10 protein-coding genes are annotated in these 12481 nt (G+C 64.3%); 5 read left to right on the top strand and 5 right to left on the bottom strand.

Annotation, left to right across the window (positions count from 1 at the left end):
* The coding region (locus tag GGD65_RS23660) for a transposase (protein WP_183236766.1) at positions 1 to 507 on the top strand (507 nt) is incomplete at its 5' end.
* 138 nt (positions 508 to 645) lie between these two features.
* Here the strand turns inward: GGD65_RS23660 and GGD65_RS23655 are convergent.
* A complete protein-coding gene (locus GGD65_RS23655) occupies positions 646 to 1449 on the bottom strand; it encodes a RimK family alpha-L-glutamate ligase (protein WP_183236765.1) in 804 nt (267 codons plus the stop codon).
* A gap of 384 nt (positions 1450 to 1833) precedes the next feature.
* On the opposite strand from GGD65_RS23655, the gene GGD65_RS23650 reads away from it, so the two are divergent.
* The 3 genes from GGD65_RS23650 to GGD65_RS23640 all read left to right on the top strand — a co-directional run bounded on the left by GGD65_RS23650 (position 1834) and on the right by GGD65_RS23640 (position 5045).
* The gene (locus tag GGD65_RS23650) at positions 1834 to 2607 is read left to right on the top strand and encodes a ferredoxin--NADP reductase (protein ID WP_018316426.1); all 774 of its coding nucleotides are present in this window, start codon (positions 1834 to 1836) and stop codon (positions 2605 to 2607) included.
* A 382-nt stretch (positions 2608 to 2989) separates the two neighbouring features.
* Complete coding sequence (locus GGD65_RS23645) at positions 2990 to 4702, top strand: FMN-binding glutamate synthase family protein (protein WP_183236764.1); 1713 nt, start codon at positions 2990 to 2992, stop codon at positions 4700 to 4702.
* Between the two features lie 103 nt (positions 4703 to 4805).
* A complete protein-coding gene (locus GGD65_RS23640) occupies positions 4806 to 5045 on the top strand; it encodes a PilZ domain-containing protein (protein WP_018316424.1) in 240 nt (79 codons plus the stop codon).
* Between the two features lie 30 nt (positions 5046 to 5075).
* On the opposite strand, the gene GGD65_RS23635 is transcribed toward GGD65_RS23640, so the two are convergent.
* Positions 5076 to 6371: a hemolysin family protein gene (locus GGD65_RS23635; RefSeq protein ID WP_183236763.1), complete on the bottom strand. Its 1296-nt coding sequence runs from the start codon at positions 6369 to 6371 to the stop codon at positions 5076 to 5078.
* Positions 6372 to 6613: 242 nt separating this feature from the next.
* Here GGD65_RS23635 and GGD65_RS23630 point away from each other — a divergent pair, with 242 nt between their 5' ends.
* A complete protein-coding gene (locus GGD65_RS23630) occupies positions 6614 to 8689 on the top strand; it encodes a methyl-accepting chemotaxis protein (protein WP_018316422.1) in 2076 nt (691 codons plus the stop codon).
* A gap of 110 nt (positions 8690 to 8799) precedes the next feature.
* On the opposite strand, the gene GGD65_RS23625 is transcribed toward GGD65_RS23630, so the two are convergent.
* From GGD65_RS23625 to GGD65_RS23615, 3 genes are all read right to left on the bottom strand, one after another.
* Positions 8800 to 10770 (bottom strand): carbohydrate porin, encoded by a 1971-nt coding sequence (locus tag GGD65_RS23625; RefSeq protein WP_183236762.1) that lies wholly within the window; start codon positions 10768 to 10770, stop codon positions 8800 to 8802.
* 389 nt (positions 10771 to 11159) lie between these two features.
* Positions 11160 to 11423, bottom strand: coding sequence for a hypothetical protein (locus GGD65_RS23620; protein ID WP_026201669.1), 264 nt, complete (start codon positions 11421 to 11423; stop codon positions 11160 to 11162).
* Between the two features lie 141 nt (positions 11424 to 11564).
* On the bottom strand, positions 11565 to 12371 hold the full coding sequence (locus GGD65_RS23615; protein WP_183236761.1) for a creatininase family protein: 807 nt from the start codon (positions 12369 to 12371) through the stop codon (positions 11565 to 11567).
* Between the last annotated feature and the right edge of the window lie 110 nt (positions 12372 to 12481).

Genomic DNA, 12481 nt, shown 5'->3' with positions numbered 1-12481 from the left:
TCAGCTCCTCCGAGGGAGGATCGTCCCTCAAACGATCCCGACGCCCGCTTCACCAAGCGGCAGGGCAAGAGCGGCTCGACCTTCGGTTACAAGGCCCATGTGGGGGTCGACGAGGGCTCCGGCCTGATCCGCACGGTGTTGACCACGCCTGCCAACATCAACGACACCACGCCAGCCGATGATTTGATCCGCGGCGATGAAGCCGCGGTGTGGGCCGATGCGGCCTACGACACCCATGCCAGACGAGCCCGGTTGAAAGCAGAAGGCAAAAAGCCCCGCATCGCGTTCCGTCCCAACAGACATCATCCGGAACTGCCGCCAAGGCTCAAACGCTACAACCGCCTCATCGCGCGCCGACGAGCCCAGGTCGAGACCACCTTCGCCACTCTCAAACGCCGCATGCGACTGACCTGCATCCGCTACGTCGGTCTGATGAAGGCAAGCGGGCAGGTCCTGCTCGCCTCGATCGCCTTCAACATGAGGCAGTGGGCCACGATCGCGGCCTGAACCGCCCGCCGAGGGCGAACACTACAGACTTGGCTGGCAATTGCCGTGACCGCGCCCCTCTCTCCTCATGTCCTCAGCCTCCAAGACCGATAACGCAACAGGCCCACAAGGGGAGAGGGTGCAGCGAGCCCGCGGCTGCTATCTCTGCCCAAACACCCGGTCCAGCGCCGCGTCATACGCCGCTTGCACGAGTTGCGGATGCAGCTTGGCCAGCGCTTCCATCATCACGCCGGAATTGATCTCGAGCACGCTCCACTCGCCATTCACGCGAACCACGTCGATCGACGCAAAGACAATGCCGATGGCACGCGCGGCATCGCTCGCCAGCTTCACGCAGGCGGTGCGAACGTCGCCATCCTCCTGCAGCACCGGCTTGGCGCCGGCATCGAGATTGTGCCGCCAATCCGTGCCACGCTGCTTGCTGTAGACGATGAGGGGTTCATCTCCGAGCAGCACCACACGGACCTCGTCCTCGATCGCGACATAGGGCGAGATCACGAGCCCGGCGCTCATTGAAAACACCTCGCCAGCCGCGTGGTCGAGTTCGGCCGCCGTCGTCACCTTGAACACCGAGCGTCCCGATGTCCCCTCGTTCGGCTTCACCACCACGCCTTGCGGATTCTGAGCCAGCAGCGCGAGCATCTGCTGGCGCCAATCGGCACCGGCGACGAGCACGCCCAGCCTTGGGTTGAGGAAGAGGTGATGGGAAATGCAGGGAACGCCCGCCAACGCCAGCGCCTCTGATGTCGCCGATTTGTCGTTGGCGAGGCGATGGGCGATGGCGCTGTTGAGGCCGATGTCGTAGCCGAAGGCAAAGCGCCGCTCATCGCCCCGGCGCATCGCGATCAGCCAGCCATCGGCACGGACATCGACCGCGATGCCATGGCCCGCGCAATAGCGCCTGATCGCCTGGACGAAGATTCGCTCGTCGCTTGCCGCCATGTGTTTCTGTCGCGTTTCAGACGTTCCTGGCGCCAAAAGCCGCAAAAATGCGGGAAACGGCGCCGAACCGGGGTGAAAGTCAGAGCTATTCTTAATGAAATTCTCGCGAGCGCGATGGAAATTAAGTGCTGCATTCGAACGCGGCAGGGAAAAGAAATTGCCCGCGGCGCGCGCCCGGCAGCAGATTCATTAACAATATGGCCAATTCCGCCGCAAATGCCGGTTTGACCGGCATCAATTGCATCCGGAACGAGGTTGATTATTGGTCTCAATGGCGTAGATCACACACGCGAAATCCTCCGCCATGGCAATGGTGTCCGCCCCGTTTCAGGGCCGGGCAACGCTTTTGCCCTAAAACCGCAATTATTCGGAATATCGAAAATCATGAGCGCGTTTTACCGAGAGAAGGTTCTTTCCGTCCAGCACTGGACCGACACGTTGTTCAGCTTCCGCGCCACGCGCGATACGGGCTTCCGCTTCCAGAACGGCCAGTTCGCGATGATCGGCCTCGAGATCGACGGCCGTCCGCTGCTGCGCGCCTACAGCATGGCGAGCGCCAACCACGAGGAAGAGCTCGAGTTCTTCTCGATCAAGGTTCAGGACGGCCCGCTGACCTCGCGTCTGCAGAAGATCAAGGAAGGCGACACCATCCTGGTCGGCCGCAAGGCGACCGGCACGCTGATCACCGATAACCTCCTTCCCGGCAAGCGGCTGATGCTGCTCTCGACCGGAACGGGCCTCGCGCCGTTCGCGAGCCTGATCAAGGACCCCGAGGTCTATGAGCAGTTCGAGTCCATCGTGCTGGTGCACGGCTGCCGCCAGGTCTCCGAGCTCGCCTATGGCGAGAAGCTGGTCGCTTCCTTGCGCGAGGACGAGCTGTTCGGCGAGCTGCTCGCGGACAAGCTGATCTACTACCCGACCGTGACCCGCGAGCCGTTCAGGAATCGCGGCCGCATCACTGACCTCATCAACTCCGAGCAGATCTTCAACGATATCGGGCAGTCGCCCCTCGACATCGCCACCGACCGCATCATGATGTGCGGCAGCCCGGGGATGCTCGAAGAGCTGAAGGTGATGTTCGAAGGCCGTGACTTCATCGAAGGCAGCGGCAACAAGCCCGGCCATTTCGTGATCGAGAAGGCGTTCGTCGAGCGGTAAGCTCTGGTCGCCGTCTTGCCGAACACTTAGCGATCCACTCCGGTGTCGTCCCGGACAAGCGCGCCTAAGCGCGCGCCGATCCGGGACCCATACCCACCAGCCGCGGTTATGCGAAGACTCGGAGTGACGGCTTTTTTCACCATGGACCCCTGTGGTTATGGATCCCGGGTCTGCGCTGACGCTTGCCCGGGACGACAGCTCAGTTGTGGTGGCGACTGTTGCCTCCACCAGTCCCCGTTTCCATCCCCTCTGTTGCACTGCAAAAGCCTATCCTCTCGGCTGATTGATTTATCTCGGCCGAATTCGCTAGCCTGAAACAAGGGCCGCGTCATATCCGTATGACAGGCGAGGGCGTATCGTACCGCCTCATGCTGGCGAGAGGATGGGAATCGTGGCCGACGACACCAAGACGCAGGACTCCTCCCGACACTCATCCCACAAACGCCTGCCGCTGGCGGAGGAGGGGATCATGGAGACCCTGCTGCTGCCATTCTCGCCGCGCTACATCGTGCTGACGATCTGCGCGGTCGTCACCGCGCTCCTGATCGGCATCGGCATCGCCGACCGCAAGATCTTCGACATCCTGCTGGTGCCGATCCTGATCTTCGGCGCGCTGACGCTGCTCGGCGTCCGCGATCTCCTGCAGAAGAGCCACGCGGTGCTGCGCAACTATCCGATTTCGGCGCATATCCGCTTCCTGCTCGAAGAGATCCGCCCGGAGATGCGGCAGTATTTTTTCGAGAGCGAGAAGGACGGCATGCCGTTCTCGCGCGACACCCGCGCGGTGGTCTATCAGCGTGCCAAGATGGAGCTCGACAAGCGTCCGTTCGGCACCCAGGAGGACGTCTACCGCCAGGGCTACGAGTGGATGCATCACTCGGTTTCGCCGAAGGCGCATGCCGCGGAGAAATTCCGCATCAGCATCGGCGGTCCCGACTGCAAGAAGCCCTATTCGGCTTCGGTGTTCAACATTTCCGCGATGAGCTTTGGCGCGCTCAGCCCCAACGCAGTGCGTGCGCTCAATGCCGGCGCCAGGAAGGGCGGCTTTGCGCACGACACCGGCGAGGGTGGTGTCAGCCCCTATCATCGCGAGATGGGCGGCGACATCATCTGGGAGATCGGCTCCGGCTATTTCGGCTGCCGACATCCCGACGGCACCTTCGATCCCGAAGCGTTCGCGCGCGTCGCCAGTGACGACCAGATCAAGATGGTCGAGCTCAAGGTCAGCCAGGGCGCCAAGCCCGGCCACGGCGGCGTGCTGCCGGCGGCAAAGGTCTCGGAGGAGATCTCCAAGATCCGCGGCGTCGCGATGGGCGAGGACTGCATCTCGCCGGCCTCGCATCGCGCCTTCTCCACCCCGGCCGGCATGATGCAGTTCATCGCCGAGATGCGCCGCCTGTCCGGCGGCAAGCCGGCCGGCTTCAAGCTGTGCGTCGGCCATCCCTGGGAATTCCTGGCGATCTGCAAGGCGATGATTCAGACCGGCATCTATCCTGATTTCATCGTCGTCGACGGCAATGAAGGCGGCACCGGCGCGGCGCCGCTGGAATTCATGGATCATCTGGGCATGCCGATGCGCGAGGGCGTCAATTTCGTCCACAACGCGCTGATCGGCATCAATGCGCGCGACCGCATCAAGATCGGAGCGTCCGGCAAGATCGCGACCGCCTTCGACATGGCGCGTGCGATGGCGATCGGCGCCGACTATTGCAACTCGGCGCGCGGCTTCATGTTCTCGCTCGGCTGCATCCAGTCGCTGAGCTGCCACACCGACCGCTGCCCGACCGGGGTGGCGACGCAGGACCCGACGCGCGCGCGTGCGCTTTACGTGCCGCTCAAGATCGACCGCGTGCACAATTATCACCACGCCACCCTGCATTCGCTGACCGAGCTGATCGCCGCGGCGGGCCTCGAGCATCCGCAGCAGCTGCGCCCGATTCACTTCACCCAGCGCACCTCGACCACCGATGTGAGATCCTTTGCGCAGCTCTATCCGGCGCTGCGCCTTGGCGAGCTGCTCGAAGGCACCGAAGACCCGCGTTTCCGCGACGCCTGGCGGATGGCTCAGGCGGAAACGTTCCAGCCGGCGCTGTAAGGCATCGTTCGGCCCGCGGCGAGACCTGCCCGGCCCGCGCACATTCGCCGCGAGCGCAGCTGGCATCTAGGATTTTGTTCAACTTTGGGTGTATATTGTGCCCATGGACGAACGGCGCGACAAGGCAAGACATCGCGTGCTGAAGGCCGGAACGATCGAGTTCGGCGGCGGCGCGATCGACTGCACCGTCCGCAACCTGTCCGATACCGGCGCCGCGCTCGACGTCACCAGCCCGGTCGGCATCCCCGAGCATTTCACCCTGTTCGTCCAAGCCGACGGAACGCATCTGTCGTGCACCGTGATCTGGCGCAAGGAGAAGCGGATCGGCGTGAGGTTCGGGTGACCATGAGCGGGCGCGGGCTATCGCTCAATTTCACCCCGTCTCGACCTCACTCAACCGGCTCGCCAGGATCTTGTCGATCCTTCGCCCGTCGAGATCGACCACCTCGATGTGCCAGCCGCCGAAATCGAAGGCATCGCCGGTATCAGGCAGCACGTTGAACTGTTGCAGCACCAGGCCCGCCACCGTGTTGTAGCGGTGCGGCGGCAATTCGACGCCGAGCAATTCGCCGAATTCGTCGACCGGCATCCAGCCGGAGATCAGCAGCGAATCGTCGGCGCGCCTGACAAAGGCGGGCTCCGGCGGTCCGGCCTCCGAATGGAAGGCCCCGACGATCGATTCGAGGATGTCGGCGGCCGTCACCATGCCTTCGAAGCCGCCATATTCGTCGTAGACGAAACCGACGTGGACCGGCGCGGCTTTCAGGATGGTCAGCACGTCGCGCGCGTCTGCCGACGCCGGGATGCCGGGCGCCTCGCGCACCAGCGCGCGCAGGTCCGGGTTGCGTTCGTTCATATAGGCGATCAGCAGGTCCTTGGCCTGGAGCACGCCGATCGGTTTGTCGCGGTCGCCGTCGGAGACGGGAAAGCGCGAATGCGGGCTCTTGGCGATGATCTCCCGAATGGCCGCCGGATCGTCGTTGAGGTCGATCTCATCGACCTCCGTGCGCGGCGTCATCACCGCGCCAACCGGCCGGTCGCCGAGCCGCATCACGCCGGCGATCATCTCCCTCTCACCGGGCTCGAGCACGCCCGCGCTCTCGGCCTCGCTGACGAGGTGGTGGATCTCGTCCTCCGAGACCTTCTCCTCGGTCTTGCCGCCGCGTCCGAGCAGCGTGAGGATCAGCCTGCCCGAGAGATCGAGCAGAAAGACCAGCGGCAGCGAGACCTTCGCAAGCACGTGCATGGCGGGCGCGACCCTGACCGCGATGCTTTCGGGGTCGCGCAGCGCCACCTGTTTCGGCACCAGCTCACCGACGATCAGGGTGGCGTAGGTGATCAGCGTCACGACGATGCCGACGCCGACGATGTCGGCAATTCCCGTGGACAGACCGAGCTCGAGCAGCCATTGCGTCAGCCGCTGTCCGAGCGTCGCGCCGGAGAACGCGCCGGAGAGCACGCCGACCAGCGTGATGCCGATCTGCACCGTCGAGAGGAACTTGCCGGGATCGGCTGCCAGTGTCAGCGCCCGCTCGGCGCCGCGCACGCCCTTGGCGGCGAGCAGCGACAGCCGCGCCGGGCGGGACGAGACCACGGCCAGCTCTGACATGGACAAGAGGCCGTTGATGACGATCAGGACGACGACGATGACGAGTTCGACCGAGAGCATTGACGTTCCGAGGTAAATGAGTGTGGCCGAATAGGTCGGCACACGGCTTGATATAGGTATGCGGCGAAGAAATGCCGGCAATTTTGCCGCGTTTGACGCCCCGAGGGAACCGCGCGGCCGCGGGCCTCGACATGCTTTGCGCGAGTTCCCGTGGAACTACGGGGCTGCCGTTGCTTAACGGGCTCTTAGTGGCCGCCCGGCTAGGTTTTCGACATTGCAGAAATGTATTCGGGGGACCCAGGATGCGGATCGGGAAGCTTTTCGCGCTGTCGATGCTGACGGTGACGGTGTTTGCAGTCATCCTCGGCGCCGAGGTGCTGATACCCCAGACGCGAATCTTCACGAACCGCTCCGACGCGATCAAGACCGTCGATGCCTTTGGTGCGACGCTGATGGCCAGCCAGCATGTCGCCAGCCTTCGCGCTCCCTATATCGGTCCGATCTTCCAGGAAGGCGCCGCAACACCGGCACAGCTCGAAGCTGCCACGAAGGCTGCGAAAGCCGCCGAGGCGGGCTTCGAGGCCGCAAGACGCGCCGTCATGGTGCTGGATGACGGCGGCGCGATTGCGGAGAATCTCGACCGTGCCGCGCGGCGGCTGAAGGAGGTCACCAACGCTGCCGATCGCGCGATGGGCGTTCCCCTGGCGGCGCGCGACAGTGCCGCGACAAAGGGCTTCCTCCCCGGTGTTGCCGACGTCATCGGCAACATCGAACCGGTCATGAACCGGCTCGAAGCGAAAGTCATCAACGCCGATTCCTCGCTCGCGGCGCTGTTGAGCCTGGCACGGACGGCCCAGGATCTACGTGTTGCGGCCGGCAGCCGAGCCGCCACGCTGTCCCCGGCGCTGTCGGCGAGCCGCCCGCTCACGGCGAGCGAATTGTCGCTGATGGATCGCATGCAAGGCCGCGTGGAGGCCGACCGCGAGCGCATCGAGGCAGGCATCGACCAACTCGGAAATCCCTCCCGCATCGCGACCGCGCTGAAGGCGGCAACGGAATCGTATTTTGGAAAAGCTGCGGCTGCCGTCGACAAGGAGATTCCCGCAGCCCGGAGTGACGGCAAGTACAGCAGCAACGCCGACGAACTGGCGAAGGTCATCGTGCCAGCCATCCAGATGTTCTACGGCGTGCGCGATGCCGCCTTGGCCGAAGCTTCCGAGCGTGCCTCGGCGTCGCGCGATGGCGCGCTGGCGATGCTCGCGCTCGGCGGTGTCGCCGTGCTGGCGCTGCTGGGGACGCTCGGTGCCGTGACCATGATGCTGCGCAGACGCGTGGTGACGCCGCTCAGCCGGCTCGCGGACGTGATCGGAACGCTCGCTGCCGGACAGCACGAGGTCGAGATCCCCGCGACGGGCCGCAATGACGAGATCGGCCAGGTGGCGGGTTCGCTGCAGCACTTCAAGGATTCACTGCTCGCCAAGAAGGCCGCCGACGAGGCGGCCGCGGTCGAGGCCGACGCGAAGCTGCGGCGCAGCCAGCGCATGGACCAGATCGCGCGCGATTTCGAAGCCATGATCGGCGACGTGATCAACACGGTGTCGTCGGCTTCCTCGGAGCTGGAAGTGTCCGCGGGAACGCTGACGAGCACGGCCGATCAATCGGAAAAGGTCACCGCGACCGTCGCGGCCGCTTCCGAACAGGCCTCCACCAACGTGCAAACCGTTGCCGCGGCGGCCGAGGAGATGGCCTCGTCGGTCGACGAGATCAGCCGGCAGGTGCAGGATTCCGCGCGCATCGCCGGCGAGGCGGTGCAGCAGGCGGGGCGGACCAACGATTATGTCGGCGAGCTCGCCAAGGCCGCGGGGCGGATCGGCGACGTCGTCGAGCTCATCAGCCAGATCGCGGGCCAGACCAATCTTCTGGCGCTCAACGCCACCATCGAGGCGGCGCGCGCCGGCGAGGCTGGGCGCGGCTTTGCGGTGGTCGCCTCCGAGGTCAAGGCGCTGGCTGAGCAGACCGCCAAGGCCACCGGCGAGATCAGCCAGCAGATCACGGGAATCCAGACCGCGACGGAGGACTCCGTCGGCGCCATCAGGTCGATCAGTGACACCATCTCCCGCATGTCCGAGATTGCGTCCGCAATAGCCGCGGCGGTCGAGGAGCAGGGCGCAGCGACACGGGAGATTTCCCGCAACGTGCAGCAGGCCGCGCGCGGCACCCAGCAGGTTTCCGCCAGCATCGTCGACGTGCAGCGCGGCGCGAGCCAGACCGGATCAGCCTCCGCCAACGTGCTCACCTCTGCGCGATCGCTGTCCGGCGAGAGCACGCGCCTCAAGGTCGAGGTCGGAAAATTCCTGGACGCGATCCGGGCGGCTTAGACTGCGTGGTGGGATCAGGGCTAGTTGCCATAACGGAGGTCAGCTCCCTCTCCCGCAAGCGGGAGAGGTGAAACGGCCACCACCTGATTTCGCCGCACTCGCGCCGCCGCTCAGAATTCGCCGTGCAGCCTCCCCGAAAACACCGACACCGGTCCGCGGTCGGCATTGTAGGCGGGGTTGACGATGAGTTGGTAGTCGGCGGTTAGTGTCAGATTCTTGTTCAGCGCGTAAGCGTAGTAGGTTTCGAGGATGCGCTCCTTGCGGTAGTTGAGCGCGCCGTCGCCGATCAGCACGCCGAGGCCGCCGGCGGCGAGGAAGTCCCGGTAGTCCTGCGAAATCGCGTTGATCGCGCCGCCGACGCCGATCACGTCGTCAGGCCGGCCCCATTTCGTGCCCTTGATCGAAAGACCAGCCGACAGGCTGCGGTTGATGTCGGTGAAGGCGAGCGTTTCGCTCTTGCCGTCGTTCCAACTCCAGCGGCTGAACAGTCCGACATCCTCGGTGATCGCCTGCTCGAGGTTGACGACATAGCCGACCTTGATGCGGCCGCGCCGGGTCTGCGCGATGTCGAGATTGAGCGCGGGATTGTTCAGCGTCTCGCGGAAGCTGCCCATATTGGCACTGTCGAGCCAGCCCATGGTCCTGAGCTTGCCGGGTTGGCCGAACAGCGAGAAGCGCGTCTCGAGCTCGATCACGTACTGGCCGCGCTCCCCGACCTTGGTGTCGAAATGATTTGCATTGGGCTCCGCGACCATCAGGAAATAGCCGCCGCGCAGCGCCCATAGCTTCTGATTGAGCTCGGCGGTGACGCCGTAGGTGAGGCCGACCTTGTCGGCGGAATAGTCGAAGGCGCCAGGCGCCCACAGCGACCAGTTCATGAAATCCTTGCGCGTGTCCTTGGCGTAGGCATTGCCGTCGAACACGTCGACCACCGCGAACTTGCCGGCCTGCACGGTGAGGCGGGACACGTCGACCTTCTGGCCGAGTTGCAATTGGCCGCTCGCGAGCTCTTCCTGCTCACCCCCGAAACCGAAGGTCTGGCGCACGAACAGGCGCGAGGTGTTGTAGTGCGGATAGGGGAAGTTCGACTTCTGCGCCTCGCCGTTCGGGAAGCCAGCCGCGCCCACGGTGTCGCTCAGTCCAAATCCCTGGAGCAGCTCGGGATTGTAGTAGACCTCGCCGCCGTCCCACAGCCGCGCGTTCAGGAACAGGCTGTTGCTCCAGGTCGCCTTGGCTTGCGGCGACGGCGTGAGCGAGTTCGGTCCGGTGTAGAGCGCGGGGAATGAGGGATAACCTTGCGGCAGATAGGTGCTCTGGCCGTGGATCTCCCAGCGATCCGATTCGGTGTCGATCAGGGAGCTTTTCGGATTGTAGCTGGGCATGCCCGGCCAATCGACCTTGCGGTTGAGGCCGAGCCTGACCTGCTGGAAGTCCAGCGACGAGGAGCTGTATTGGGCCCCCGTGGAGAAGGCGACATTGGCGCCGTCGAAGCGGCTGTAGAGATATTCGAGCCGTGCGCTCCAATGCGGCGCGAAGCCGTATTCGACACCGGCACCGGCGATCCAGCCGGGTCGCGTGTTCAGGATTTTCGGGACTTCGGCGCCGGAGGCCGGCGCGTCGAAATAGCGCTCGCCCATCCAGGCAAAGCCGCCGGTGGCATAGACGAGCCACGGACCGCTGGTATAGCCGACGCGGCCGCGCAGGCTGGCGGCGTAGTCCCATTGCTGGGTGACGGTGTTGCCGGGCGTCGCCAGGAAGGAGACGATCGAATTCGACGTGATGTAGTTGGGAAACGTGAAATCGCCTTCGACGCCGACCAGCCAGCCGGAATTGAGCCGGTAATTGTAGCCGGCCTGCACGCCGCCGATCATGCCGCTGAAGACGCCGTTATCGTTGATCCCTGTGCCGTCGTTCAGCGCAAAGTGCGATGAGCCGCGGCCGTAGCCGGCATGCGCGCCGATATAGAGGCCGGTCCAGTCATAGACAGCTCTCAGCGCCGGCGCCTTCAGCGGCAGACCGGCCGCACGGCCCACGGCGGGAAAAGAAAGCACGCCCGAGGCAATCGCCGCGGCCGTCCGCAAGTACCTGTAACGGTGACCTCTCAACGTCAAAACGCACGCCCCCAAACGCGAATGGAATCCATCCGCCGCGACATCCCTGCCGATTCGCAGCGGTCCTGTCATCAGTCTTGGTTGCTCGCGTCATCGAGATGATCTCGATTCGACGCGATTTCGTCCCAAGTTCCTGAACTTGCGCGAACCTTATTGCGATTAATTCGCAATAGCAACTGATGAAGATTGCCGCACGCGATGGTTCGCACCGCTGTGTGACGGGACGGCAACAAACTCCCGGCAAAAAAGAATGACCCGCCCGGGGGGACAGCCGGGCGGGGTCGGGGGCACGACACGGGGTGGATGAGGCGCCCGTGTCGGACGCAGGATCCACGTAAGATCGGCCTCAGGTACTCAGATCAGTAGCAGGTACGAACGCGGCCGACGTACTGGCCGAAAGCGTTGTACTGGGCGACCCAGCCGCAGCGGTGATAGCCGTAGTAATAGGGGTCGTTGTTGGCGGCGATCGCGGAGCCGACGACGGCGGCGGTCGCGATGCCGGCACCGACACCCCAGACCCAACCGGGCTGCTTGGCTTCGGCAGAGGAGGTGGTGGACACGATGCTGCCGGTGACGGCGAGGGTCGCGAGAGCGAGAGCGGCAATCTTGGTCTTGATCGACATGTAAAAACTCCATCCGGGGTTGAGGCGGTCCGTTGTGGCCCGCGTGCCCAGTTTGACGGAGGCTCCCCGTGTCCGGTTCGAATGCGGCAAATCCGTTCCTGGAGAAATGAGTTTTTGTAAATGATTACAATAGGATGTCGGCTAGCCGAGCGGCCCCTTGGCGAGCCTGTTCACGTCGAAGTTATCGACCTCGCTGAGGAGCTCGCAAAAAGCACGAGCGCCTTGATCGATCAGCTGCTCGCCCTTCGCCGCCACGGCCAATGTCGCATTGCCGACGGCACCGCTGGCGTTGAGATCCTGCGCCTGCCAGGCGAAGGGCGCCGGGCGCTGCGTCGACAGCCAGCGATATTGCTGCTCCAGCGCGATGCTGCTCGCCGGAAAATCCGCGATCGCCTCCTTGCGCACTTGGTCGGGAAAGCGCGCCAGCATGATCGAGGTTTCGACCGCGCCGCCATGAATGCCGTGGCGCACCTCGTCGGCCGGGAACAATGTGTCGGCGCCTGACAGCCGCGACCATGACGTCGTCACCACGAACAGTTTCTGATGCGCACGCAGATCCTGCGCGATCAGCATCATGGCCGCGCTGTTGCCACCATGGCTTGTGATGATGACGAGCTTCTTCACGCCGCGACGCGCGACGTCCTCGCCGATCCCGGTCCATCGCTTCAGCGCGGTTTCAGTCGGCAGCGTTTGCGTGCCGGGATAGTCGATATGCTCGGTGGAAATCCCGACCGGTTCGACGGGAAGAAAACTGGCCGGAAGGTTGTCGGGCAGAAGCTCGCGCACGCGCGCGAGATAGGCGTCCGCGATCAGCACGTCGGTCTCGAACGGCAGATGCGGGCCGTGCTGCTCGGTCGCCGCCAGCGGCAGCACTGCGATCCAGCGCGACGATTCCGTAGGGGTTGTCTCGGCCCAGCGGATTTCGGTCCAGTCGCGGGATGGCATCATTGAGTTTTCTTTGGAGGTTTCATTGCCCGAATTTGTCACGTAATTTGGGGTAAGGGGATGCGGGCCCGGCCGGCTCGCGTCCCCTGACGTCATGCGGTTTTATCGCGTTG

Source organism: Bradyrhizobium sp. CIR18 (assembly GCF_014198295.1).
Taxonomy (GTDB): domain Bacteria; phylum Pseudomonadota; class Alphaproteobacteria; order Rhizobiales; family Xanthobacteraceae; genus Bradyrhizobium.
The sequence above is the reverse complement of the archived record's forward strand: the minus strand, read 5'-3'. Positions and strand labels throughout refer to the sequence as shown.

Bases quoted from the DNA above. Each gene is read 5' to 3' on its own strand.
- GGD65_RS23635 (WP_183236763.1), bottom strand. From the start codon at position 6,371: ATGCTCTCGGTCGAACTCGTCATCGTCGTCGTCCTGATCGTCATCAAC.
- GGD65_RS23655 (WP_183236765.1), bottom strand. From the start codon at position 1,449: ATGGCGGCAAGCGACGAGCGAATCTTCGTCCAGGCGATCAGGCGCTAT.
- GGD65_RS23645 (WP_183236764.1), top strand. From the start codon at position 2,990: ATGGGAATCGTGGCCGACGACACCAAGACGCAGGACTCCTCCCGACAC.
- GGD65_RS23640 (WP_018316424.1), top strand. From the start codon at position 4,806: ATGGACGAACGGCGCGACAAGGCAAGACATCGCGTGCTGAAGGCCGGA.
- GGD65_RS23620 (WP_026201669.1), bottom strand. From the start codon at position 11,423: ATGTCGATCAAGACCAAGATTGCCGCTCTCGCTCTCGCGACCCTCGCC.
- GGD65_RS23630 (WP_018316422.1), top strand. From the start codon at position 6,614: ATGCGGATCGGGAAGCTTTTCGCGCTGTCGATGCTGACGGTGACGGTG.
- GGD65_RS23650 (WP_018316426.1), top strand. From the start codon at position 1,834: ATGAGCGCGTTTTACCGAGAGAAGGTTCTTTCCGTCCAGCACTGGACC.
- GGD65_RS23615 (WP_183236761.1), bottom strand. From the start codon at position 12,371: ATGATGCCATCCCGCGACTGGACCGAAATCCGCTGGGCCGAGACAACC.